The organism is Sphingosinithalassobacter tenebrarum, from assembly GCF_011057975.1.
Classification (GTDB): domain Bacteria; phylum Pseudomonadota; class Alphaproteobacteria; order Sphingomonadales; family Sphingomonadaceae; genus Sphingomonas; species Sphingomonas tenebrarum.
The window spans coordinates 3,048,640-3,071,344 of sequence record NZ_CP049109.1 but is presented as its reverse complement, the minus strand read 5'-3'; the positions used below and the strand labels follow the sequence as shown (position 1 = coordinate 3,071,344).

Annotated in this window: 21 protein-coding genes; 14 read left to right on the top strand and 7 right to left on the bottom strand. The window is 65.0% G+C overall.

The window, feature by feature from the left end; genetic code table 11:
* Positions 1-119 precede the first annotated feature (119 nt).
* From G5C33_RS15110 to G5C33_RS15100, 3 genes are all read left to right on the top strand, one after another.
* Positions 120-1,697: an AMP-binding protein gene (locus tag G5C33_RS15110; protein WP_165327907.1), complete on the top strand. Its 1,578-nt coding sequence runs from the start codon at positions 120-122 to the stop codon at positions 1,695-1,697.
* A gap of 213 nt (positions 1,698-1,910) precedes the next feature.
* Positions 1,911-4,262 carry a TonB-dependent receptor gene (locus tag G5C33_RS15105; RefSeq protein ID WP_165327906.1) on the top strand — a complete coding sequence of 784 codons (2,352 nt, stop codon included), beginning with the start codon at positions 1,911-1,913 and terminating at the stop codon, positions 4,260-4,262.
* 96 nt (positions 4,263-4,358) lie between these two features.
* Positions 4,359-5,837 (top strand): class I adenylate-forming enzyme family protein, encoded by a 1,479-nt coding sequence (locus G5C33_RS15100; RefSeq protein ID WP_165327905.1) that lies wholly within the window; start codon positions 4,359-4,361, stop codon positions 5,835-5,837.
* Positions 5,838-5,844: 7 nt separating this feature from the next.
* Here the strand turns inward: G5C33_RS15100 and G5C33_RS15095 are convergent, their stop codons facing one another.
* Positions 5,845-6,318 carry a MarR family winged helix-turn-helix transcriptional regulator gene (locus tag G5C33_RS15095; RefSeq protein WP_165327904.1) on the bottom strand — a complete coding sequence of 158 codons (474 nt, stop codon included), beginning with the start codon at positions 6,316-6,318 and terminating at the stop codon, positions 5,845-5,847.
* Between the two features lie 132 nt (positions 6,319-6,450).
* On the opposite strand from G5C33_RS15095, the gene G5C33_RS15090 reads away from it, so the two are divergent.
* Positions 6,451-6,660 (top strand): hypothetical protein, encoded by a 210-nt coding sequence (locus tag G5C33_RS15090; RefSeq protein WP_165327903.1) that lies wholly within the window; start codon positions 6,451-6,453, stop codon positions 6,658-6,660.
* Between the two features lie 7 nt (positions 6,661-6,667).
* On the opposite strand, the gene G5C33_RS15085 is transcribed toward G5C33_RS15090, so the two are convergent.
* Positions 6,668-7,837, bottom strand: coding sequence for a sel1 repeat family protein (locus tag G5C33_RS15085; protein ID WP_165327902.1), 1,170 nt, complete (start codon positions 7,835-7,837; stop codon positions 6,668-6,670).
* A 146-nt stretch (positions 7,838-7,983) separates the two neighbouring features.
* Here G5C33_RS15085 and G5C33_RS15080 point away from each other — a divergent pair, with 146 nt between their 5' ends.
* Complete coding sequence (locus G5C33_RS15080; RefSeq protein WP_165327901.1) at positions 7,984-8,904, top strand: AEC family transporter; 921 nt, start codon at positions 7,984-7,986, stop codon at positions 8,902-8,904.
* 22 nt (positions 8,905-8,926) lie between these two features.
* On the opposite strand, the gene G5C33_RS15075 is transcribed toward G5C33_RS15080, so the two are convergent.
* From G5C33_RS15075 to G5C33_RS15065, 3 genes are read right to left on the bottom strand one after another with little or no spacing between them, the layout of a single operon-like run.
* Positions 8,927-9,271: a hypothetical protein gene (locus G5C33_RS15075; RefSeq protein WP_165327900.1), complete on the bottom strand. Its 345-nt coding sequence runs from the start codon at positions 9,269-9,271 to the stop codon at positions 8,927-8,929.
* Positions 9,272-9,301: 30 nt separating this feature from the next.
* Positions 9,302-9,934: a peptidylprolyl isomerase gene (locus G5C33_RS15070; protein ID WP_165327899.1), complete on the bottom strand. Its 633-nt coding sequence runs from the start codon at positions 9,932-9,934 to the stop codon at positions 9,302-9,304.
* Between the two features lie 8 nt (positions 9,935-9,942).
* The gene (locus G5C33_RS15065; protein ID WP_165327898.1) at positions 9,943-11,181 is read right to left on the bottom strand and encodes an Nramp family divalent metal transporter; all 1,239 of its coding nucleotides are present in this window, start codon (positions 11,179-11,181) and stop codon (positions 9,943-9,945) included.
* 52 nt (positions 11,182-11,233) lie between these two features.
* Between G5C33_RS15065 and G5C33_RS15060 the strand changes: the two genes are divergently transcribed.
* The 9 genes from G5C33_RS15060 to G5C33_RS15020 all read left to right on the top strand — a co-directional run bounded on the left by G5C33_RS15060 (position 11,234) and on the right by G5C33_RS15020 (position 19,122).
* Complete coding sequence (locus tag G5C33_RS15060) at positions 11,234-12,019, top strand: thioesterase family protein (RefSeq protein ID WP_165327897.1); 786 nt, start codon at positions 11,234-11,236, stop codon at positions 12,017-12,019.
* Between the two features lie 85 nt (positions 12,020-12,104).
* Positions 12,105-12,917 (top strand): hypothetical protein, encoded by an 813-nt coding sequence (locus G5C33_RS15055; protein ID WP_165327896.1) that lies wholly within the window; start codon positions 12,105-12,107, stop codon positions 12,915-12,917.
* 57 nt (positions 12,918-12,974) lie between these two features.
* Complete coding sequence (locus tag G5C33_RS15050; RefSeq protein WP_165327895.1) at positions 12,975-13,907, top strand: glycosyltransferase; 933 nt, start codon at positions 12,975-12,977, stop codon at positions 13,905-13,907.
* A 71-nt stretch (positions 13,908-13,978) separates the two neighbouring features.
* A complete protein-coding gene (locus G5C33_RS15045) occupies positions 13,979-14,308 on the top strand; it encodes an ArsR/SmtB family transcription factor (protein ID WP_165327894.1) in 330 nt (109 codons plus the stop codon).
* Between the two features lie 11 nt (positions 14,309-14,319).
* Complete coding sequence (gene arsC / locus G5C33_RS15040; RefSeq protein ID WP_165327893.1) at positions 14,320-14,751, top strand: arsenate reductase (glutaredoxin); 432 nt, start codon at positions 14,320-14,322, stop codon at positions 14,749-14,751.
* Complete coding sequence (gene arsB / locus G5C33_RS15035) at positions 14,748-15,800, top strand: ACR3 family arsenite efflux transporter (RefSeq protein WP_165327892.1); 1,053 nt, start codon at positions 14,748-14,750, stop codon at positions 15,798-15,800. Before arsC ends, arsB begins: the two co-directional genes overlap by 4 nt.
* Positions 15,801-16,262: 462 nt before the next feature.
* A complete protein-coding gene (locus G5C33_RS15030; RefSeq protein WP_228275089.1) occupies positions 16,263-16,898 on the top strand; it encodes an ATP-dependent Clp protease proteolytic subunit in 636 nt (211 codons plus the stop codon).
* Between the two features lie 162 nt (positions 16,899-17,060).
* Positions 17,061-18,329 (top strand): ATP-dependent Clp protease ATP-binding subunit ClpX, encoded by a 1,269-nt coding sequence (gene clpX, locus G5C33_RS15025; protein WP_165327890.1) that lies wholly within the window; start codon positions 17,061-17,063, stop codon positions 18,327-18,329.
* 79 nt (positions 18,330-18,408) lie between these two features.
* Entirely contained in the window at positions 18,409-19,122 is a 714-nt protein-coding gene (locus G5C33_RS15020) for a hypothetical protein (protein WP_165327889.1), read from the top strand.
* Between the two features lie 86 nt (positions 19,123-19,208).
* Here the strand turns inward: G5C33_RS15020 and G5C33_RS15015 are convergent, their stop codons facing one another.
* Together G5C33_RS15015 and G5C33_RS15010 are read right to left on the bottom strand one after the other, a co-directional pair.
* Positions 19,209-20,933 (bottom strand): M1 family metallopeptidase, encoded by a 1,725-nt coding sequence (locus G5C33_RS15015; RefSeq protein ID WP_165327888.1) that lies wholly within the window; start codon positions 20,931-20,933, stop codon positions 19,209-19,211.
* The gene (locus tag G5C33_RS15010) at positions 20,933-22,678 is read right to left on the bottom strand and encodes a M1 family metallopeptidase (RefSeq protein ID WP_165327887.1); all 1,746 of its coding nucleotides are present in this window, start codon (positions 22,676-22,678) and stop codon (positions 20,933-20,935) included. The genes G5C33_RS15015 and G5C33_RS15010 overlap by 1 nt, the downstream gene beginning before the upstream one ends.
* Between the last annotated feature and the right edge of the window lie 27 nt (positions 22,679-22,705).

Sequence of the window (22,705 nt, the reverse complement as noted above, 5' to 3'; positions counted from 1 at the left end):
GAAATCGCCACCGCGGTATGCGGGAGCGAAATACCGCTTGCGCAGGCGCCGGATTGCAATGACCATAAATTGTCAAACCAAGAGCACAAGAACTAAGCCGATGAGAGAGGAAGGATCGCATGGGGGATGCCAACGGCGCGCCTGAACGACTGGCGCACAGGAAGCTGCACGTTACCGATGTGCTGGCCAATGCACTCAATCAGGGCGGGGATCGCCCGCTGATCCGGCTTGCCGACGGCACCAGCCTGACCGTCAGCGACGTGCGCGACGAGACCAGCCGGTTCGTGCAGGCGCTGGCGTCGCTCGGCGTCGCGCGCGGATCGCGCGTCGGCCTGCTTTCGCCCAATCGGCCCGAAGTGCTGCATGTCAGCCATTCGGTGCAGCTCAGCGGTGCGCTGTACATGGCGCTGCATCCGATGGGCGGATTGCGCGATCATCTGCACGTGCTGCGCGATGCCGATGTCGATCTGCTGATCTTCGATGCCGCGGCCTATGGCGATCGCGCGGCGGAAATCGCCGCCGAGCTGCCGGGGCTGAAGCTCGCTGCGTTCGGGCCGAGCAATCTTGCCACCGATCTGTGCGCGGCGGCGGCGGCGTGCGCGCCGCAGAAGCTCGTCCCGCCGGCGATCGATCCCGACGATGTCGTGCGGCTCGCTTATTCGGGCGGCACCACGGGCAAGCCCAAAAGCATCCCAAGCACCCAGCGCGTCAGCATGGAATGCCTGCGCATCATGATGGCCGAATGGGAATGGCCGGTGCCGCCGCGCGTGCTTTCCTGCGCGCCATTGAGCCATGCCGGCGCGGCGATGACGCTGCCGACCTTGCTGAAGGGCGGTACGCTGCTTGTGCTGCCGCAATTCGAGCCGGTGGCGGTGATGGAAGCGATTCAGGAACATCGCATCAATTGCACGATGATGGTGCCGACGATGATCTATGCGCTGCTCGATCATCCCCGGTTCGGCGAATTCGACCTGTCGAGCCTGGAAACCGTCTTCTACGGCGCGTCGGCGATTTCTCCTGCGCGGCTCAAGGAGGCGATCGAGCGGATCGGGCCGGTCTTCTTCCAGTTCTACGGCCAGGCCGAATGTCCGCAGACCATCTGCCTGCTGCGCAAGGCCGATCACGATCCCGACGACCTGCAACGGCTCGCCTCCTGCGGGCGGCCGGTGCCCTGGCTCGACGTCGAACTGCTCGACGATGACTGCAATCCCGTTCCCGACGGCGAGCCGGGCGAAATCTGCGTGCGCGGGCCGCTGGTGATGGACGGCTATCGCGACAATGACGCGCTCAACGAAGCGACGTTTCGCGGCGACTGGCTGCACACCGGCGATGTCGCGGTGCGCGATCCGGGCGGCTTTCTGCGGATCGTCGATCGCAAGAAGGACATGATCGTCACCGGCGGGTTCAATGTCTATCCGCGCGAAGTGGAGGATGTGCTGACTGCGCATCCGGCCGTCGCGGCGGCGGCCGTGGTCGGCTTGCCCGACGAAAAATGGGGCGAAGCGGTGACGGCGTTCGTCGTGCCGCGCCAGGGCGAACCGATCGATGCGGACGCGCTGATCGCGCTGGTTCGCGAACAGAAGGGCCGGTTCCAGGCGCCCAAGGCAGTGCATGTCATCGATGCGATTCCGGTAACGCCGGTCGGCAAGCCGGACAAGAAGGCGCTGCGCGCCCGCTTTGCCCCCGCAACAGCCTGAGCATGTCGCCACGGCGATATCTGGTCCCGCTCGGACAAAATGACAATTAATGGTCGTTTTATGCACCGAATTCGATAAGCTCAAACCCTGCGGGCATCGGATTCGAATCTCGCCGGTGCGCGTAAGAGAATGAAAACGCGAAATAAAATTCGCTGCACGGGAAAATAGAGCGTCAGGAACGCCGACCCGCAGCGAAGGAGGGGAATGAGAGACATGTCCAGCAACCTACGCCCTGAATCCGTCCGCCGTCCGGGCCTGATATCCCGCGGCACTGCGATCCTGCTTGCTTCCACCATGTTGTTTTCCGGTCAGGCATTCGCCCAGGAAAGCACCGAGCCGCCGCAGGATGAAACGACCATCGCGGAACGCTTCGGCGAGGAAATCGTCGTCACCGCCCGGCGGCGCGACGAAAGCCTGCAATCGGTTCCGATCTCGATCACTGCCGTCAGCGATGAGGTGCTGGAGGATTTCCGCATCGAGGATATCGACAATCTCCAGGACCTCGATCCGAGCTTTTCGGTCAGCGCGTCCTCGGGGCGGCCCAATGCGCCGGTCTATGCGCTGCGCGGCATTCGCCCGACCGAAGCCATTTACGGACAGGACCCGACCGTCGCCATCTATCTGGCCGATGTGGTGCTTTCGCCCGCGCAGGGCAGCAATCTGGGCTTTTACGACCTGGAGAATATCCAGATCCTGAAAGGGCCGCAGGGCACGCTGTTCGGCCGGAACACGATCGGCGGCGCCATCCTGCTCACCCCGCGCAAGCCGGGCTCGGTATTTTCGGGCGAGGCTATGGTGGGCGTGGGCAGTTACGGGCTGGTCGAAACCCAGCTGGGCGTGGATATTCCGCTGGCCGATACCTTCCAGGTCCGTATCGCGGGGCGGACGATCGACGGCGGCGATTATCAGACCAACGTCATTCCCGGCCCGCTGAACGGCACCGAGCTGGGCGGGCAGACGACGCGATCGGTTCGCGTGACGGCGGTTGGCGAATTGTCGCCCGACATCACCAACACCACCGTCGCCATGTACGACAACAAGAAGACCAACGGTCGCGGCACGACGCTGATCGCAGTCAATCCCGCGCATCCGCGCGCCGGCGCGATTCCCGAATTCTTCGATGCGCTGGCCCGCGCGCAGAACCGGCCGATCACCGATGTCGAAAGCGACATGGACCAGAAGGACAATGTCGAGGCATGGGGCATCATCAACACCACCGAGGCGCAGCTGGCCGATGATCTGACGTTCAAGTTCATCGGTGCCTATCGCGAAGTCGACACCGAAGTCGTGTTCGATCTCGATGCGTCGTCGCTGGTCGGCATCCTGACGTCCGAACAGGAAGCCGACCTCAATCACATGAGCCTCGAGGCGCAGTTCCTCGGAACCTCGTTCGACGGGCGGCTCGATTGGGTGATCGGCGGCTATTACTATCAGGAAAACGGCACCGAATTCTCGCCGGGCGGGTTTTTCGGCGGCACTATCTACCAGTCGGGCGAAGTGCGAAACAAAAGCTATTCCGCCTTTGCCCAGGGGTCTTTCCGCATCACGCCGGAACTGTCGCTGACCGGCGGCGTGCGTTTCAACCGCGACGAAAAGGAAATGACGCTCAGCCAGACCTATAACGGCGTGCTCTGCCTGCTCCAGGTGGATGACGGCACGGGCACCGGCGGTCTGGTGCGGCTGCCGCTGGACAATTGCCATGTCGACCTGAAGGACAGCTTCTCGCAGCCGACCGGGACGGTGTCGCTGGACTATCAGATCACCCCGGACGTTCTGGTCTATCTTGCCAGCCGGCTGGGCTATCGTTCGGGCGGGTTCAACCTGCGCGGTTCGCAGCCGGTGCAATATCAGCCGTTCGAGCCCGAAACCGTGACCGATATCGAATTCGGGACGAAGGCGGACTGGTATGTCGGCGACGTCGCGATGCGCACCAACCTGGCGATCTTCTATCAGCAATATGATGACATTCAGCGTACCGTCGCGGTGGCGACGCCGCTCGGCAGCCCGGCCTCGGTGGTGGTCAATGCCGCCTCGGCGCATGTATTCAGTATCGAATTGCAGCAGCAGATCCGGCCGACCGAAAATCTGACGCTGCAGATCAACTATGCCTATAACGATCCGGCCTATCAGGAATGGATGGATCCGGCTTCGGGCAACGACCTGTCGAGCACGCCCTTCTATTTCACGCCGACGCATTCGGGCAATGCGATGCTGACGTTCGAACAGCCGCTGCCCGGCGGCATGGGCACGCTGCGTTTCGGCGCGAACGCGGCCTATACCGGCGAAACCTGGATCAACGCGCTCCACACCAGCGATACCATCGCGCAGCAGCCCGCTTCGGTCCTTCCGCTGCTCAAGCAGGAAAGCTACTGGCTGTTGGACTTCACGGTGGGCTGGGACGGTATCGCGGGATCGGACTTCGATCTGTCGCTCTACATGAAAAACGCCACCGACACCGTCTACAAGGTCGGCGGCGTACAGCTCTACACCGGCGCGTCGGGATTCATTTCGGCCGCCTATGGCGAACCGAGGACCTATGGCGCGCAATTGCGGATGCGGTTCTGATCTACCTGCCGCCGGTGCAGTCGCATCGGCGGTCCTCCCCGGCGGCCGGCATGGCATGCCGGTCGCCGCTTTTTTGCCAATTTGACGTTTGGAACGATGATCAACCCACTCACGCAACTGGTACGAAACGCGCTCGATCGCGACTCCGATCGGCCGGCGCTCGAATTCGAAGGCCGCTGGTATAGCTGGGGGGCGTTCAGCGCGCTGGCGAGCGAATTGCGCGAAGGGCTGGCTGCGTCGGGCATCGCGGCCTCCGCGCCGGTCGCCTTCGTCGCGCGCAACCGTCCCGGCGCGGTCGCCGCCCTGTTCGGCCTGATCGCGGATCAGCGTACCATTCTGATGACCTATCCCTTTCAGGCGCACGAAGCGATCGCCGCCAATCTGTTGCGGCTCGAACCCGCGGCGGTCGTCGCGGTGGACGGCGTGATCGAAGGGGCGGTGCTGGACATGCTGCGCGAAAACGCGTTGCCCGCTTTCGAAATCGAAGGCATGTCGGTGCGCCGGGTCGCCGATATTCCGGCGCCCCCCGCTGTGCCCCTCGGCGAACCGCCGGCCGAACCCGAAATCCGTATCCTGACGAGCGGCACCACCGGGATGCCCAAGCAGATTCCCTTCGCCTATCGCTTTTTCGAGGAAAAGCACGTCACGCCCAAAATGGTGCAGGGCGACGATGCCCATTGGCGGGAACAGCCTCCGTTTCTGCTGACCTTCCCGATCGGCAATATCACCGGCATGTATACCTTCCTGCCGACATTGCTCAGCGGTCAGCGGGCGGTGCTGGCCGACCGGTTCTCGCTCGATGTATGGCGCGACTGGGTACGGCGGTTCCGACCGGCAATGGCGGGACTGCCCCCCGCGGGAGTGCAGATGATCGTCGACGCCGATGTCCCGCGCGAAGAGCTGGCGTCGATCCGCTTTCTGGGCACCGGCGCCGCGCCGCTCGACCCGACGGTGCAGCGGCGTTTCGAGGAACGCTATGGCATCCCCATCCTGCTTTCCTACGGCGCGACGGAGTTCGGCGGGCCGGTGACGGCGATGACGCCCGAGCTGCACGCGCGCTGGGGCCGCGAAAAGCTGGGCAGTGTCGGCAGGCCGATGGCGGGGGTGGAAATGCGCGTCATCCATCCCGAAACGCACGAAATCCTGTCGGCAGGGGAGGAGGGGCTGCTGGAAGTGATGACGCCGCGCATCGGCCCGCGCTGGATCCGCACCTCGGACATGGCGCTGATCGATGCCGACGGCTTCGTATGGCACCGCGGTCGCGCCGACGGGGCCGTCATGCGCGGCGGCTTCAAGCTGGTCCCCGAAGTGATCGAGCGCGCGATGATGCAGCATCCCGATATCGCCGACGTCGCGGTGGTCGGGCGGGACGACCGGCGGCTGGGCGAAGTGCCGGTCGCCGCGGTCGTGCTGCGTCCGGGCAGCGCCTGGCCGGGGAACGACGCACTGGAAGCCTTTGCGCGCAAGCATCTGCCCGCCACGCATATTCCTGCCGACTGGCGTCAGCTCGATGCCTTGCCGCGCAACGCCTCGAGCAAGCTCGACCGGCCGGAGCTGCGACGCATGGTCGCTTGAGCGGCGGTCAGTCGGGGTCGGTCGGGGACGCGCAGCGCTGAACCGCCGACAGCAATGCCGCCAGTTCATCGCGCAGCGCCGTGGCGCGTGCGACGTCGAATTCGGCGGCGAGTTCCTCAGCGAGCGCTTCGGACGGGCGCTGCACCTCGCGCATCCTATCCCTGCCGGCCTGGGTGGCCACGAAGATCGGCGCGCGCTTGTGTCGCGGATTGGCGCGCGGTTCGACCAGTTCCAACGCGATTAGCTTGTTCACCGCGCGCTGGATCGACTGGCGCGTAAAGCCCAGCATTCTGCCGATTTCCGGGACGGTCGGCGGATCGCGGTTGACGACGATCGCGCCAAGCACCAACGCTTCGAGCAACACCAGCCCGGTATTCGCATTGGGCCCGGCGAAGCGATTGCGCATCGCGCCGTGCAGGCGATAGACCATCGCGATCAGGTCCACCCGCGGATCGCGGTTGCTTGCCAGCATGTCAGCCATTGCGCCTACGATTCATCACCAATGCGTCGTTAGTCAGTGCATCGACGCGAAACAAGCTGATGATCAACGACGCTGATGCCAATGGAAACGCATTGCGGTATCAGGTGTTTTTGCAGAAAGGAGCCTTTCGCAATGCCTGTCGAACCCCCGATACCGCCCGAAGTCGAGCCCGATCCGGCGCCTGCACCCGCCACGCCGCGGCCGCCCGAAACGCCGCCGCAGCCCGGCGAACCGGGTCAGCCGAGCGAGCCGGGGCCCGAGATCGAGCCGATCGGGCCGGACATCGACGTACCCGATCCGGGGCAGCCGAGCCCGGGCCTGCCGGGGCAGCCGGTGGCCTGAACGCCGATCACTCCTCCTTGCAGACCGTGCCGCCGCCATAGCCCTGATAGGTGGTGCATACGACGACTCCGCTGCGCGGCGGCGGTCGATAGCCGCCCGAGCGGGAGGAGCCGCTGCCGACCCACGGGCCCGAGCTTTGCGCCGCGCGCCGTCGCTCGGCCTCGGCCCGCCGGCGCGCTTGTTCGTCAAGTCGCTGGCGGCGCGCCAGTTCGGTCCGCGCGATCTGGCCGGCCGGTTCGCCGCCGTAGAAATGCTCGATCGCGTAGAGATCATTCTGGGCGACATACCCCATCCGCCCCAGCTGCGAGACGCGACCCAGCGCATAGCGGGTGCCCGCCCGGCTGCGCGCCTCGTTCACCGCATAGGCGACCGATCCGCCCCAATTATCGACGTCGAGGCCCTGATCGACGATGAACATGTGATAGGCATCCGCGGCGCCGAACTGCGCCACCCGCCCCGCGAGGTTGCGCAGATTGGGGAGCGAATCGCAGAAATCCCTGGCCCCGGCATCGCATGCCTTTTGCGACAAATAGACCACTTCGGCCGATCGCTGCGCAAAGACAGAGTTCGGCATGTCGACGATCAGATTGCTGCCGATCGCACAGGCGCTCGGTTCGCCCAGATCGCAGGTCTTGCGCGCATAGATCACGCCCTGATCGGGGTTACGATAGGGCGAGTCTTCGTCGGCATAGAGCCGCATCATCGCATAGCATGCTTCCAGGTCATTCCCCCGGCAGCCCGGCTCGCCATAGCGGCGCACGCGACGAATATCGCGAAACTCGCCATTGGGGAGTTCGGAGGAAAAGCCCGCGGCGACCAGCGCCGCGTCGCCGCACGCATCGACTTCGCCCGCAGCGCATGCCTGATCATAGACCGCGTAGAAGCGGGCGCCGTCGCGGATGCCGTATCTGCTTTCCAGCAGCAGCGGCCAGAGATTGACGCAAGCATCCCGGATACCCCGGCGACAGGCCGGCTCCAGATAGTCGGCAGCGGCACGATACTGGCCGCGCGCCTTCATCGCCTCGGCCCTGGCGACGCAGGGGGCCATCGCGCCTGCCGTGCATTCGGTGACGGCAGAGCCCTGCGCCTGCGCGGCGGGCGCAGTGAGGAACAGGGCGGCAGCGGCGATTGCAAGGGCAATCAGCGGCCGGGCGAGCGGAGTGAAAAGGCGTTGCATCGGCGATGTCTGCGTCGCTCCCCGCGAAACGGCAACAGGCTAACGGTCTTTGTAATCCTTGCCGCGGTCGCGCGCATGGCGCATGGGGCAAACCCGCCCGCGCCGCCCGTGCGGCGCCAGTCGCTCTCCTCCATCCGGCCAGACCGATGTCCGTCCTATCCGCCGTCCTTCCCGTCTTCGCGATCATCGCCGCCGGATATGGCTTCGGGCGGTGGCGGCGCGTGGGCGAGGACGGAGTGGCGCTGCTCAACAATTATGTCGTGTGGCTGGCGCTGCCCGCGCTCCTGTTCGATTTCATGGCGGAGGCGGACTGGGCGTTGCTCGGGCAGGGGCGGTTCATACTGGTCTTTTCGGTCGGCATGGGCGTCACGCTGGCGCTGTCGATGCTCTGGTCGCGGCGCGATCCGCTGGGCGAGCGGGCGATTCAGGGGCTGGCGGCGGCCTATGCCAACACTGCCTATCTCGGCATTCCGCTGTTGCAGGGGCTGCTCGGCGCGGTCGGAGTCGCGGCGGCGGTGCTGGGATCGATGCTTACCGTAAGTCTGCTCTTCGCGCTGTGCGTCGCGCTGGTCGAGTTCGACCTGCATCGCGGCGCCGGGATCGGGCGGACGATCGGCAAGGCGGCGCTGGGCGTGGCGCGCAATCCGCTGGTCTTCGCGCCGGTGCTGGGGCTCGTATGGAACGCGGCGGGGCTCGGCATGCCCGCGCCCGCCAGGACATTCCTGACCCTGCTCGGAGGTTCGACGACGCCGGTGGCGCTGGCGACGATCGGCGTGTTCCTCGCGATCCCCCGGCCCAAGGCACCCGCCGGGCCGGTGGCGGTTACGACGATCCTCAAGCTGCTCGTCCAGCCGCTGGCGACGGCGGCGATGCTGCTGCTCCTGCCGCTGCCGCGCGAATGGGCGGCGGCCGCTTTGCTGCTCGCGGCGATGCCGACCGGGACCGGTCCGTTCATGGCGGCGCAGCTCTACGAGCGCGACGTGGCGCTGACGGCGCGGGTGATCCTGATTTCGACGCTGGTTTCGGTGGGGACGCTGTCGGTGCTGGCGATGGTGTTGCTGGGATAGCAGCAGCTGAGCGGATGAAACTTCAGTTCACGTCCGTTGGGTACGCGGCAAAAAAACTGTCGGGGACCGGACCCTCCTGCTCGTACCTTCCCAGCTCACACCAAAAGCCAATCGACGGGTCGCGAGCTTTTCCTTCAGCTTTTGCGCTCGCTGTCATATTGGCATTCAGTAGACGCGCAGCCATCGCGCAATTGTTCGCGTTGTAATTGGGATCATCTTCGACTGCATCGAAGGTAGACCAGTGGATTCGTGCGCCTATCAAAAACGGCGAATTTCGATAGAGTGTCACTTCGGTTGGCTCGTGTTGCGAGCATCCGGCCAAGCTTACGAATGCAAGCGAAGCAACCGCAAACTGAATATTGTTCATTACGCCTCCCTTGATCGAGGTAACGAGTCATTACTCCCCAACCCGCTCCGCATCGATGATCGTCACCTGCTCCTCGGGCACCTGCCCCTGAAAGGTGCCGCCGACGGTGGCGGTTTCCGATACCGGCGCGTCGAAGATCGCGAGCAGCACGTCCATCCCCTCGACCACGCGGCCGAAGGCTGCGTTGCCGAGCTTGTCGCCATCGCCTTCGGCTTCGGGATGGGCGTCGAAGGCGCCGCTCTGATCGCCGAGCACGATGACGAATTCGCCCTGAGCGGTGCCGGGTTCGCGGCGGGCGACGGTGATCGTGCCGTCGCTATGGGTCAGGCCGGTCCGCGTCGTCGGTTCGTGCGCGATCGGCGGATAGGTGCGGCCGCGTTCGCCCTGCACGCCGAACTGGACGAAGCCCCAATGCGTGTCGACCTTGACCACGCGATAGAATTTGGTGCCGTCGAGCCGGCCGTTATCGACATAGCGCAGGAAATTGGCGGCGGTGACCGGCGCGCGATCGGTTTCGATCTCGAGGACGATGCGGCCCGCGCTGGTTTCGAGCGCGACGCGATCGGTGGCGGGCGGGGGAAGTTCCTGCACCACTTCCTGCGCGCTTGCCGGCATCGCCGCGAGCAGCAGCATGGCCATGAGTGAAGCGATCCACCGCATCATCGTCTCCCTTATCCGATCAATCCCCATATCTCCTGCCCGCAAAGCAGCACGAACAGCAAGGCCGCGCATGCCAGCACCGCGTTGGAGAGCCAGCCGCTGCGCGCTTCGACAGGCATGTCGCGCCGGTTGAGCAGCAGCAGCAGCGTCACGGCGAGGAACGGCATGAAGAATGCCCCGAACGCGCCGTAGAGAATGACGAGGAAGAAGGGCTTGCCGAGGAACAGCAAGGCCATCGGCGGAAAGGTGAGCCAGAGCAGATAGGCGCGATAGGGCCAGCCGGTCTGCGTATCCTCCGGGTCTGGGCCGCCGACATGTGCGACGAAATCGGCGAACATCAGGCTGACGCCCTGCCACACGCCGAGCAGCGAGGAAAAGGCGCTGGCGGCGAAGCCGATCAGGAACGCCATCGCGATCGGTCGCCCGAACCGCTGGGCGAGGATGTCTGCGAGATCGACCAGCCCCTTGCCGCCCGAGGCGAGCGCGACCTGCGCGCCGTACAGCAGTTCGGCGCCGACGATCAGCATCGCGATCACGAAAATGCCGGTGACCGCATAGGCGACGCCATTGTCGAGCCGCATCACGCCGAGCCATGCGGGGCCGCGCCAGCCCTTCGCCTGGGTCCAGTAGCCATAAGCGGCGATGGTGATCGTCCCGCCGACGCCGCCGATCAGCCCGAGCGTGTAGAAAAGCGAGCCCTGCGGGACGCCGGGCGCGAGGCCGCTCAGGATCGCGCCGAGACGCGGGACGACGAGCGCGGCGAGCCCGACCATCACGACGAACATCACCGCGACCAGCGCCTTCATGACGTTCTCGAACGCCTGATAATGATTGAACCAGACGAAGACGAAGCCAGTGATCCCGGCGAAGATCGCCCAGCCCCAGAGCGGGAGGAAGGGCATCAGCGCGGTCAGCGGCAGCGCGGTCGCGCTCATCGCCGTGGCGCCGTAGAGGAAGCCCCAGACGAGGATATAGGCGCCGAAATACCAGCTGGTCCAACGCCCCAGCGACTGCCAGCCCTGGAATATCGTGCGCCCCGTGGCGAGGTGATAGCGCCCGACACCTTCGGCCAGCGCGATCTTGACGATGCAACCGATCACGGCCGCCCAGAGCAAGGCATAGCCGAAGCGCGTCCCCGCGATCAGCGTCGCGACGAGATCGCCCGCGCCGACCCCGGTCGCGGCGGCGACGAGGCCCGGACCGATCAGTTTCCAGCGCGCGCCCGCTGGCGGTTGGTTTTCAGTTTCCATTCGAAACCTTTTCTGCTGGCTTTCGTCGCGCGGCGCTGGCAATAGCATCGCCATGACGGACGAAACGCCCTCTCTCCCGAAGCTGATTGCCTCTCTGCCGCAAAGCGAGACGCCGCGCATCCCCGTTCCCGAAGGATGGCACCAGGGGCGCACCGCCTATGGCGGGCTGTCGACTGCGCTGGCGCTGGCGGCGGTGCAGGCGCGCTGGCCCGATCTGCCGCCGCTGCGTTCGGCACAGGTGGCGTTCATCGGTCCGGTGGCGGGAAGTGCGGAGATCCGTACCGAGCTGCTGCGGCGCGGGCGCAGCGCGGCCTATATCCAGGCCGATGTCGTCGCCGATGGCGGGCTGGGCGTGCGGATCACGTTCGTCTTCATGTCGGCGCGTGAATCGCATGTCGATGCACCGGCGGCGGGGATCGCGCCGGACGCGCTTCCCCCGCGCAGCCATCCGCTGGAAATCACGCGGCATATCCCGGCCTTTATCGGCAATTTCGAATTGTTCTCGACCGGCGAGGAGGAGAATGGGCGCGGCCATATCTCGCGCTGGGCGCGGTTGCGCGATCGCGACGGGCTCGATCCGATGGTCGAGATCGCTGCGATCGGCGATGTGCTGCCGCCCGCTGCGATGCGCCTGTTCACGCAATTCGGGCCGATCAGCTCGATGAACTGGCAGATCAATTTGCTGACCGAGGCGCCGCAGACCGAGGACGGCTGGTGGCTGGTCCGCTCGACCGTCGATCATGCCCGTGCGGGCGCCAGCGGCCAGCATATGAGCATCCACAACAGCCGTGGCGAAGCGATCGCCACCGCGACGCAATTCGTCGCTCTGTTCGTCTGACCTGGCGCCCGGACCGGGACGTTTTCGGGGCGGCGCGCGGCGCGGTGGCTTGCCCGCCCGGGGATTGCACCGCAAGGGCGGGGGCATGCGACGCCGACTCCCGCATTTCGTCCTGATCGGTTCGGCGCTGACAGCGCTGCCCGGCTCTGCTCTGCCTGCGGATCCGCAGCAGGCGCGCGAGCGGGTCGAGCTGGGCGACCGCGACTATTTCACTGCCGGGCGCTATGCCGCCTATGCCTCGCCCTGGTGCGCCGATTTCGACCGCAGCCTTCGGGTCGGCCGCGATCTGGTCAATCGGATCACGCTCGATCGCGCGGCCTTTCCTGATAACAGCCGGATATCCGTGCGCGCGCCCGATGCGAGCCCGGGGGCGCATGGCTGCGGAGTCTATGGCTATCACTTCCTCGCCTACGGCAATTATCATGCGGGGCGCACGCAGCGGCCGGTGCCGCCGCGGCGCGTGCGCGATATCGCCGCGCTCGACATGGCATTCGCCTTCACCGTCGCGGGGCCGGGCGAGTATAACGTGCTCGCCGAATTCTATCTGACGCGCGAGCCGGGATCGCATCGCGATCAGCGCGCCGAAATCGGCTGGTTCCTGCATCCTTCGCCGACATCGCTTGCCTTTGCCCGGTCCGAAACGCGGCTCGATGACTATCTCGACGGGCAGGGGCGGCGCTGGCAGCTCTACCGCGCCGACAGGTTCCTGATGCTGTTCGCCGCCGACGGCGGCGATGTCCCGCAAGGGACGGTCGACATGAAGCACTTGCTCGACGAACTGGTGCGCCGCGACCTGATCGAGGACGGCTGGTGGTTCAACGGCGCGGCGATCGGCGTCGAGCCGGTACGCGGCGAAAGCCGCCTCGATTTGCAGCGCTGGCATATCACCTATCGCTGATCGCGCGCGCGACAAAAACATGTCGAAACGGCGCGTGATGCGCCCTATGGCGGACGCATGACGCCAAGAATTGCCGTGCTCCTGCCCTGCTATAACGAGGAAGCCGCGATCGCGCAGACGGTCGCGGGATTTCGCGAGGCGCTGCCCGAAGCCATAGTCTATGTCTACGACAACAACAGCAGCGACGACACGATGCGCGTCGCAGCCGAAGCGGGCGCCGTGGTGCGCAGCGAGCGGATGCAGGGCAAGGGCCATGTCGTGCGGCGCATGTTCGCCGACATCGATGCCGACATCTATGTGATGGCCGATGGCGATGCGACCTATGATGCCGCCGCCGCCCCCGAAATGGTCGCGCGCGTGGCCGAGCAGGGGCTCGACATGGTGGTCGGCGCGCGGGTGCACGAGGCGGCGGAGGCCTATCGCCCCGGGCATGTCATCGGCAATCGCGTGATGACCGGCGTGCTCGCGGGGCTGTTCGGACGCAGTTTCACCGACATCTTCTCGGGCTATCGCGTCTTCTCGCGCCGCTTCGTCAAGAGTTTCCCGGCCTTGAGCTGCGGCTTCGAGACCGAGACCGAGATCAGCGTCCACGCGCTCGAACTGCGGATGCCGGTGGGCGAAGTGGAAACGCGCTATTTCGCGCGGCTCGAAGGTTCGCATTCGAAGCTCAGCACCTGGCGCGACGGGCTACGCATCGCGCGGACCATCGTCACGCTGTACCGCATCGAACGGCCGATCCTGTTCTTCGGCGTCATCGCGGCGTTGCTCGCGGCGCTTTCGGTCGTGCTCGCCATCCCGCTGGCGGTCACTTACCTCCAGACCGGGCTGGTGCCGCGTTTTCCCACAGCGATCCTCTCGACCGGTCTGATGTCGATGGCATTTCTGAGCGGCGCGTGCGGGCTGATCCTCGACACGGTGGTGCGCGGGCGCCGCGAGGTCCGGCGGCTTGCCTATCTCTCGGTGCCCGGCCCGCTCGTCGAAAGGCGTTGAGCGGCCCGACGCCGGGCTGATCCGCTCGGGCGGCATTGCGCATTTCGAAATCCATCGGTAATTCCCGATGCATGGATTCGGAGGAAGCCCTTTCCGCGCTGTCGGCGCTTGCCCATCCCACGCGGCTGGAGGCGTTTCGCCTGCTAGTCCGCAATGCGCCGGACGGGCTCGCCACCGGCGAACTGGTCGACGCCAGCGGACTGACCCAGAGCACTTTCTCCACCCATCTCGCGGTCCTCGTCGCGGCGGGGCTGGTCGTTTCGCGGCGGCAGGGGCGTCAGATGATCCAGCGCGCCGAAATGGCGCGGCTGCGCGCGCTGATGGTGTTTCTGGCGATGGATTGTTGCGAGGGGCGGCCCGAGCTGTGCCGGCCGCTGATCGCCGAACTCGACTGTTGTTGAAGGAGCCGGCGTTGGCGCACGACATCATCCTGTATCACAATCCCGATTGCGGCACGTCGCGCAACGTGCTGGCGATGATCCGCAATGCCGGGATCGAGCCGCATATCGTCGAATATCTGAAGACGCCGCCCTCGCGCGCGATGCTCGTTTCGCTGATCGAACGCGCCGGCCTCACCCCGCGCGCGCTGCTGCGCGAAAAGGGCGCGCCCTATGCCGAACTCGGGCTTGGCGACGCGAGCCTGTCGGACGCGGCGCTGATCGACGCAATGCTCGCGCACCCGATCCTGATCAATCGCCCGCTGGTGGTTTCGCCGCGCGGCGTGCGGCTGTGCCGCCCCTCCGAAACGGTGCTCGACCTGCTGCCCGAACCGCAACAGGGCGCTTTCGCCAAGGAAGACGGCGAGGCTGTGGTCGACGCCTCGGGCGAAAGGCTGCCCCGATGAGCGCCGCCGAAAAACCCGCAATTTCCTTCTTCGAACGCTATCTCAGTCTCTGGGTGGCGCTGTGCATCGTCGCCGGGATCGCGCTCGGCGCGGCAGCCCCCGGCGCATTGCGCAGTATCGCCGCGGCCGAGCTGGCGCATGTCAATCTGGTGGTTGCGGTGCTGATCTGGCTGATGATCGTGCCGATGCTGCTCAAGATCGATTTCGGTGCGCTGGGCAGCGTGCGGCGGCACTGGCGCGGCGTCGGCGTCACCTTGTTCGTCAACTGGGCGGTCAAACCCTTTTCGATGGCGGCGCTCGGCACGTTTTTCCTCGGATGGCTGTTCGCGCCATTGCTCCCGGCGGACGAGATCCCGTCCTATATCGCCGGGCTGATTCTGCTCGCGGCGGCGCCGTGCACGGCGATGGTGTTCGTCTGGTCTAACCTGTGCAGGGGCGATCCGGGCTATACGCTCAGCCAGGTCGCGCTCAACGACGTGTTGATGCTGATCCTCTTCGCGCCGATCGTCGCGCTGCTGCTCGGCGTCGCGTCGATCACCGTGCCGTGGGACACATTGCTGCTTTCGGTACTGCTCTACATCCTGGTGCCCGTCATCGTCGCGCAGATGATCCGCCGCGCGCTGCTGCGCTCGGGCGGGCAGGGGGCGCTCGACCGCCTGCTGGCGACGCTCGGGCCGATTTCGCTCGCCGCGCTGCTGGCGACACTGGTGCTGCTGTTCGGCTTTCAGGGGGAACAGATTCTCGCCCGGCCGCTGGTGATTGCACTGATCGCGGTACCGATCCTGTTTCAGGTCTATTTCAATGCGGGGCTCGCCTATTGGCTGTCGCGGCGCTTCCGCGTCGCCTGGTGCGTCGCCGCGCCCGCGGCGCTGATCGGCGCATCAAATTTCTTTGAGCTCGCAGTCGCGGCAGCAATATCCTTGTTCGGCCTCCATTCGGGCGCCGCGCTGGCGACAGTGGTCGGCGTGCTGGTGGAGGTGCCGGTGATGCTCTCGGTCGTGGCGATCGTCACGCGGACGAAGGGGTGGTACGAACGCGCGCTGGCGTGATGGCGGGCAGGCGAATGTAGTTCCTCCCCCGGAGGGGGGAGGGGGACCATGCGCAGCATGGTGGAGGGGTATTAGCCGCGAGCGCGCCGCTTGCCGATGTTACCCCTCCGTCAGCCCTGCGGGCTGCCACCTCCCCCGCCGGGGGAGGAATTGGCTGCCCGCATTTTCCGCTGTCCTACATGCCGCGTTTCTGAAACACCCGGCATCATGACTTTCATGCAAACCGCCTCGCCCGCGCACGCTGCCCGCCTTCGCGCGCGCGTATGCGCGCGAGCGCGCGCACGCGTGTTACCTCGCGACCCTGTGCGAACTTCGCACGCAAAACCGCCATTTTTCCCGTTTACCCAAAACCGTCCTTAACCGGGGAAATACCCCCCTTGCGCCCCGCAATCCGAGCGCCGATGTAGGGGCGGGCAAAACAGAAATACGAGATTTCCCGACATGCATCCCCTTTCCGGCCAAATGACCGTCGATCCCGAAACCGGCGCGCTCGTCCCGATCGTCATCGAACAGTCGAGCCGCGGCGAACGCAGCTTCGACATTTTCTCGCGCCTGCTGCGCGAGCGCATCGTGTTCGTCACGGGACCTGTTGAAGACGGCATGGCCGCACTGATTACTGCGCAGCTTCTGTTCCTCGAATCGGAAAATCCGAAAAAGGACATCTGGATGTACATCAACTCGCCGGGCGGGGTGGTGACGGCCGGCATGGCGATCCACGATACCATGCAGTATATCCGCCCGCGCGTCGGCACGGTCTGCATCGGTCAGGCCGCGTCGATGGGCAGCTTCCTGCTCGCATCGGGCGAGCCGGGCCTGCGCGTGGCGCTCACCAATGCCCGGATCATGGTGCATCAGCCGTCGGGCGGTGCGCAGGGCATGGCCAGCGACATCGAGATTCAGGCCAAGGAAATTCTGCGCATCCGTTCGCGGATGAACGAGTTGTATGTGAAATATACCGGCCAGAGCCTCGAGAAGATCGAGAAGGCGATGGATCGCGATACGTTCCTGTCGGCAAGTGAAGCCAAGGAATTCGGGCTCGTCGACGATGTTTTCGAAAAGCGTCCGCCGGTTGCCGAGGATTCGTCAGGCTCCGCTTAACGCCTGATCGTGTAGCCATTCCGAATCCGCGCGGGCCGGCACGCGCGGATCTCGGGACGGGTCGATATTGGTTCGGCCCGATTTTGAGTTGCCGGATGCGTGCCCGCGTGTAGGATGGCGGGTGGACTAGTGCACTTGCGATGAGTGCCGAGGGTGAACTGAATGCCAAATCTTCAAGGCGGCGATTCGAAAAGCACGCTGTACTGCTCCTTCTGCGGCAAGAGCCAGCATGAGGTGCGCAAGCTGATCGCCGGGCCGACCGTCTTCATCTGTGACGAATGTGTCGAGCTGTGCAACGACATCATCCGGGAGGAAACCAAGTCCGCACTGGTTTCCAAGAAGGACGGTGGCGTGCCGACGCCGCAGGAAATCTGCGACGTTCTCGATGACTATGTGATCGGCCAGAAACAGGCCAAGCGCGTCCTCTCGGTCGCGGTCCACAATCATTACAAGCGGCTCAATCACGGCGCCAAGGGCGCCGAGGTCGAGCTCGCCAAGTCGAACATCCTGCTCGTCGGCCCCACCGGCTGCGGCAAGACGCTGCTCGCGCAGACGCTGGCGCGCATCCTCGACGTGCCGTTCACGATGGCCGACGCGACGACGCTCACCGAAGCGGGCTATGTCGGCGAGGATGTCGAGAACATCATCCTGAAGCTGCTTCAGGCGTCCGATTACAATGTCGAGCGCGCGCAGCGCGGCATCGTCTATATTGACGAAATCGACAAGATCAGCCGCAAGGCCGAAAATCCCTCGATCACGCGCGACGTATCGGGTGAGGGCGTTCAGCAGGCGCTGCTCAAGATGATGGAAGGCACGGTCGCCTCGGTGCCGCCGCAGGGCGGCCGCAAGCATCCGCAGCAGGAATTCCTGCAGGTGGATACGACCAACATCCTGTTCATCTGCGGCGGCGCGTTCGCGGGCCTCGAAAAGATCATCGGCGATCGCCTCCAGGGCAAGTCGATCGGCTTCGGCGCCTATGTGGCGGCGCCCGAAGAGCGCAAGACCGGCGAGGTTCTGCGCCAGACCGAGCCGGAGGATCTGCTAAAGTTCGGCCTTATCCCCGAATTTGTCGGCCGTCTGCCGGTCATCGCGACGCTGGAAGACCTCGACAACGAAGCGCTGGTCAAGATTCTCACCGAGCCGCGCAACGCGCTGGTGAAACAGTATCAGAAGCTGTTCGACATGGAATCGGTCCAGCTCGGCTTCAACGACGACGCGCTGCAGGCGATCGCCAAGAAGGCGATCGAACGCAAGACCGGCGCGCGCGGTCTGCGGTCGATCCTCGAAGGCATTCTGCTCGACACCATGTTCGATCTGCCGGGCATGGACGGCGTCGACGAAGTCATCATCGACAAGGACGTGGTCGAAGGCCGCAAGGAACCGGTCCGTGTCTATTCGAAGAAGGAAAAGGAAGCGGGCGGCGCCGCCTGACGACGCGCCGCCGATGATCGCGGCGGGTGCTGGTGACGGCGCTTTGCGAATCATCGGAGCGTGACGCATAAACGGGATCGTGACAGGCGCCGCATCCGTTCCCGCCTCCGGCGCCTCCGCCGCCGCCGCCCGGCCGGTTCAGGCCCGCCGCGATTCGGTTCGCGCCTTCCGCTGGCTGCTGGTCGGGGCGCTGGCCTATGCGGTGGCGCTGGCGACTGCGATCGGCGTGAATGCCGATCCGGCCAATATACTGGCTCCGGTGGTCAGCCCCAGCGTGCTGCTGACGCCGGTATTCGGCATGCCCTGGGTGGTGATGAGCTTTCACCGCCGCGGCAGGATACGCCGGGCGGTCTATTTCCTGCTGATCGTGACGCTGGCGCATATGGCGGCCAATTATCTTGCCTGGCTGCACGCGACCGAAAGCTATCGCTTCGTGACGGATGGCCACGCGTTCGAACGGCACATGCTGACCGGTGCGATCGGCGGAGCGGTGGGTTCGGCGCTCTCGTTTGCGTTTCTGGTTCCGCTGCGGCTGGCGCCTAATCGCCGAAGCAGCTTCTGGTTTGCCTTCTGGGGCACGATCGCGCTTACCGCGATCGGCAGCTGGGGCATGGCCTGGGGGCTGGAATGGACCGATCCGATGGTGCCGCAGCACGATACGGAGAAGCTGGTGCTCTGGTTTCTGTGCGTCCATCTGCCCTGGCAGATCATATTCGCGATGTTCCTCGCCGCGATGATGCGCATCCCGGCGAAGCGCCGCCGGAAGAAACGCGAGCCGGAACAGGGGCGCTGACGGCTATCGCAGCGCAGAGGGGGCGTTCCGGGCTTCCCGGGAAGAGAAAGCCCGGATGCCGCATCCCCCGATTGCCGCTATGTCCGTCAGCCCCGCCGCCGCATCGCATAGGCCTGGTACGCATCGATCTGATCGGACTGGCGCAAGACGCGGGCATGCGGATCGACGAGCACCCGCGCCGACGCCGGAACGTCGAGCGTCGCCCTGCCGCCGGTCATCGGCACCAGCCGCGTCTCGCCGTCGATCTCGATTTCGACCGGCAGCGGGAACGGACCGTCGCCGGGCACCGCCCAGCGCAGCGTCAGTGTGTCGCCCTGCCGCTCTTCCACCAGCCTGGGCAGCGCCGCCTGATAGAGATAGACGTCGAAGAACCAGTCATAATCCTTCCCCGTCACTTGATTGACGATGTCCATATAGTCGCGGGTCGAGCTGAACCGCGGCTGGAAATTGCCCGGTCGCGGATCGGCGCGGCCATAGACCAGTCGGCGCGTGACTTCGTAAAAGGCATCGTCGCCGATGGTGTTGCGCAACGTGTGCAACACCCACGCGCCTTTCACGTAGATATCGCCGCCGGGGCCGCCATTTTCGGCTTCGTAAACTGCTTCCTCGGTGCGCTCCTCGCCCGAGACGATCGGCGCCTGGTTCATGATGCTGCGACGGAACTCGTCCATCATCACCGCGTAGCGGGCGTCGCCTTCGCGCCACAGGCCGTAGAGCGGCTGCATATATTGGGCATAGCCCTCGTGGATCCAGTAATCGTCCCAACTGGCCGCGGTTACCTGGTTGCCGAACCATTCATGCGCCAGTTCATGCTGGAACAGGTCGTCGAATCCGTTGTGGTTCTTGGCGAAATTGTTGCCATATGCGTTGATCGTCTGATGTTCCATGCCGAGATAGGGCGTCTCGACGATCGCCAGCTTCTCGTCGCCCCAGGGATAGGGGCCGATCAGGCTTTCGAAGAAATCGAGGGTCGGAGCGAATTCGTCGAAGACGCCCTTCGCGCCGGCTTCATGCCCCGGCAGATGCCAGAAATACATCGGGATGCTGTTGCCGTACCGGCTGGCATAGCTTCCCGAAATCTCTTCATAGGGCGCGACGTTGAGCATCACCGAATAGGGGTTCGGGCTCTTGGCGTGCCAGTTCCAGGTGGTGCGCCCGTCGTCATGCGTGTCGACGCCGACCAGCGTGCCGTTTGCCGGTGCCTTCAGGCCCGCCGGCACGGTGAAGTGGAGGTCGACCGCCTCGGGCTCTCCCAGTGGAAAATCGAGACAGGGGTAGAGCAGGTCGCAGCCATAGCCTTCGGCCGTCGAGCCGACCCACGGTTCGCCGCTCGCCGTCTGCGACCAGACGATTCCGTCGTCCCAGGGTGCGCGCACCGCGACATGCGGGGTGCCGCCATAAGTGATCGTAACGCGCGCATTGTCGCCCGCCGCCAGTTTGCGCGGCAGGGTGATGACGAGCCGGCCGTCGGGGTTGCTCCACTGCGACGAATCGAGTGCCTGCCCACCATAGCTGATCGCGGAGACCGGCAGATTCTTGTCGAGATCGATCAGCAGCCGTCCGATCAGTCGGTCGGTGGTGAGATCGAGCGTCGCAAGGCCTTCGATGCGCTGCGATTCGGGGAAGACCTCGATTGCGAGGTCGAGATGCGTAAGCCGCAACCCTGCCTGATCGGCCGGGCGCACGCCGCCCGAAATCTGTGTCTGCGCGGTAATGGGCGGCTCGCCGCGACCCAGCCGCTGCGCCTGGGCAGTGCCGGGCAGCAGCGCCGCCGCGCCGACCAGCGCGACCAGAAAACGCGTGTGATGCATCAATTTCCTCCGTTGGCCCGAGCGCGCATGCGTTCGAACATATAGGTCTGGAATGCGTCGACTTGATCCGACTGCATCAGGATTTTCGATTGCGGGTCGATCACGATATGCGCCTCTTCGGCCGCGGTGATGGTGGTGGTTCCGTCGGTCATCGGCAGGGTCATGGCCTCACCGTCGACCAATATGTCTACCGGCATCGGGAAGGGCTTGTCGCCCTCGGTCCGCCAGGTGAAGGTGAGCGTGTCACCGTCGCGGCTCTGCACCAGTTCGGGCAGCGCGGCGGAATAGAGATAGACATCGAAGAACCATTGGTAGTTGCCGCCGGCCTCCTGATTGACGAAGGCGATATATTCGGGCGTCGTGCGATAGAGCGGCTCGAAATTGCCCGGCTCGGGATCGGTCCGGCCATAGATGGCCAGCCGCAGCGAATCGAAAAATGCCTCGTCGCCGATCAGTCCGCGCAACGTGTGCAGCACCCATGCGCCCTTGGAATAGATGTCGCCCGAAGGGCCGTCGTAATAGACATCGCTGGCCGATTGCGGCGTACCGGAAACGATCGGGTGCTGGTTGCGGATGCCGGGGCGCATATCCAGCATCATTTTGATATAACGGGCATGGCCTTCGCGCCATTCGCCGTAGAGCGGCTGCATGTAGCTGCCGGTGCCTTCGTGCAGCCAGAAATCGTCCCAGTTGGGAACCGTCAGCTGGTTGGCGAACCATTCATGTGCGAATTCGTGCTGGAACAGATCGTCAAAGCCGTCCGCCGTCTTGGCATAGTGATTGCCATATGCGTTGATCGACTGGTGCTCCATGCCCTTGTGTTCGGTTTCCACCACACCGAGCTTCTGGCTGGCAAAGGGGTAGGGGCCGATCACGCTTTCGAAGAAGTCGAGTGTCGGGGCAAATTCGGCGAACAGCTGCTGCGGCTTGTCGTCGTCGCGCGCCAGATGCCAGAAATGCATCGGAATCTCATTGCCGTAGCGGCTCTGATAGCTGCCCGAAATTTCTTCATAGGGGCCGATGTTGAGCGCGACGCCGTAGAGTGTCGGGTTTTCCGCATGCCAGTTCCAGGTGGTGCGGCCGTCGGGCAGGGTGTCGACGCCGGTCAGGACGCCGTTCGAAGGCGCGCCGAGCCCTTCGGGCACGGTGATGTGCAGATCAACGAAATCGGGTTCGTAGGTCGGATAATCGATGCACGGCCAGAAGATGTCACAGCCCTGCATCTGCACCGCCGTCGCCACCCAGGGCTTGCCGTCGGGCGTCTCCGCCCAGACGAAGCCCCCGTTCCAGGGCGCGCGTATCGCGACATGCGGCTGACCGGCATAGGTGATCTGCGCCGAAACGCTTTCCCCTGCTGCCAGCGGTTCGGGCAGCATTACGGTCATCCGGCCCTCGGGGTTGCTCCACGCAGATTCGGGCAGCGCGGCGCCGTCTATGCTGATCGCCGATACGGGCAGGTTGCGGTCAAGGTCGATCACCAGACGGTCGGTTGCTGCCTTCGCGGTGAATTCCAGTGTCGCGACACCCGCGATCGCCTGGCGCTCGGGGAAAATCTCGAAGTTGAGATCGGCCGAATCGAATCGCAGCTTTTCCTGTGCCGGATCCAGCGGACCGCCGGAACTGGCGGTTTGCGTCGTCAGCTCGGGCTCGCCGGGGCCGGGCAGCGCGGCGGAATCCTGGGCAATGGCGGGCTGTATCGCGAGCATCGCGGCGGACGCGGTAAACAGCAGGGAATATCGGGACATGGCGGGCCTCCGAGGCGTTTCAGAGAG

What these genes read in the sequence shown, in the direction of transcription:
- G5C33_RS15110 (WP_165327907.1), top strand. Translation starts at nt 120, where the DNA reads ATGGGGGATGCCAACGGCGCGCCTGAACGACTGGCGCACAGGAAGCTG.
- G5C33_RS15105 (WP_165327906.1), top strand. Translation starts at nt 1,911, where the DNA reads ATGTCCAGCAACCTACGCCCTGAATCCGTCCGCCGTCCGGGCCTGATA.
- G5C33_RS15100 (WP_165327905.1), top strand. Translation starts at nt 4,359, where the DNA reads ATGATCAACCCACTCACGCAACTGGTACGAAACGCGCTCGATCGCGAC.
- G5C33_RS15095 (WP_165327904.1), bottom strand. Translation starts at nt 6,318, where the DNA reads ATGGCTGACATGCTGGCAAGCAACCGCGATCCGCGGGTGGACCTGATC.
- G5C33_RS15090 (WP_165327903.1), top strand. Translation starts at nt 6,451, where the DNA reads ATGCCTGTCGAACCCCCGATACCGCCCGAAGTCGAGCCCGATCCGGCG.
- G5C33_RS15085 (WP_165327902.1), bottom strand. Translation starts at nt 7,837, where the DNA reads ATGCAACGCCTTTTCACTCCGCTCGCCCGGCCGCTGATTGCCCTTGCA.
- G5C33_RS15080 (WP_165327901.1), top strand. Translation starts at nt 7,984, where the DNA reads ATGTCCGTCCTATCCGCCGTCCTTCCCGTCTTCGCGATCATCGCCGCC.
- G5C33_RS15075 (WP_165327900.1), bottom strand. Translation starts at nt 9,271, where the DNA reads ATGAACAATATTCAGTTTGCGGTTGCTTCGCTTGCATTCGTAAGCTTG.
- G5C33_RS15070 (WP_165327899.1), bottom strand. Translation starts at nt 9,934, where the DNA reads ATGATGCGGTGGATCGCTTCACTCATGGCCATGCTGCTGCTCGCGGCG.
- G5C33_RS15065 (WP_165327898.1), bottom strand. Translation starts at nt 11,181, where the DNA reads ATGGAAACTGAAAACCAACCGCCAGCGGGCGCGCGCTGGAAACTGATC.
- G5C33_RS15060 (WP_165327897.1), top strand. Translation starts at nt 11,234, where the DNA reads ATGACGGACGAAACGCCCTCTCTCCCGAAGCTGATTGCCTCTCTGCCG.
- G5C33_RS15055 (WP_165327896.1), top strand. Translation starts at nt 12,105, where the DNA reads ATGCGACGCCGACTCCCGCATTTCGTCCTGATCGGTTCGGCGCTGACA.
- G5C33_RS15050 (WP_165327895.1), top strand. Translation starts at nt 12,975, where the DNA reads ATGACGCCAAGAATTGCCGTGCTCCTGCCCTGCTATAACGAGGAAGCC.
- G5C33_RS15045 (WP_165327894.1), top strand. Translation starts at nt 13,979, where the DNA reads ATGGATTCGGAGGAAGCCCTTTCCGCGCTGTCGGCGCTTGCCCATCCC.
- arsB (WP_165327892.1), top strand. Translation starts at nt 14,748, where the DNA reads ATGAGCGCCGCCGAAAAACCCGCAATTTCCTTCTTCGAACGCTATCTC.
- G5C33_RS15030 (WP_228275089.1), top strand. Translation starts at nt 16,263, where the DNA reads ATGACCGTCGATCCCGAAACCGGCGCGCTCGTCCCGATCGTCATCGAA.
- clpX (WP_165327890.1), top strand. Translation starts at nt 17,061, where the DNA reads ATGCCAAATCTTCAAGGCGGCGATTCGAAAAGCACGCTGTACTGCTCC.
- G5C33_RS15015 (WP_165327888.1), bottom strand. Translation starts at nt 20,933, where the DNA reads ATGCATCACACGCGTTTTCTGGTCGCGCTGGTCGGCGCGGCGGCGCTG.
- G5C33_RS15010 (WP_165327887.1), bottom strand. Translation starts at nt 22,678, where the DNA reads ATGTCCCGATATTCCCTGCTGTTTACCGCGTCCGCCGCGATGCTCGCG.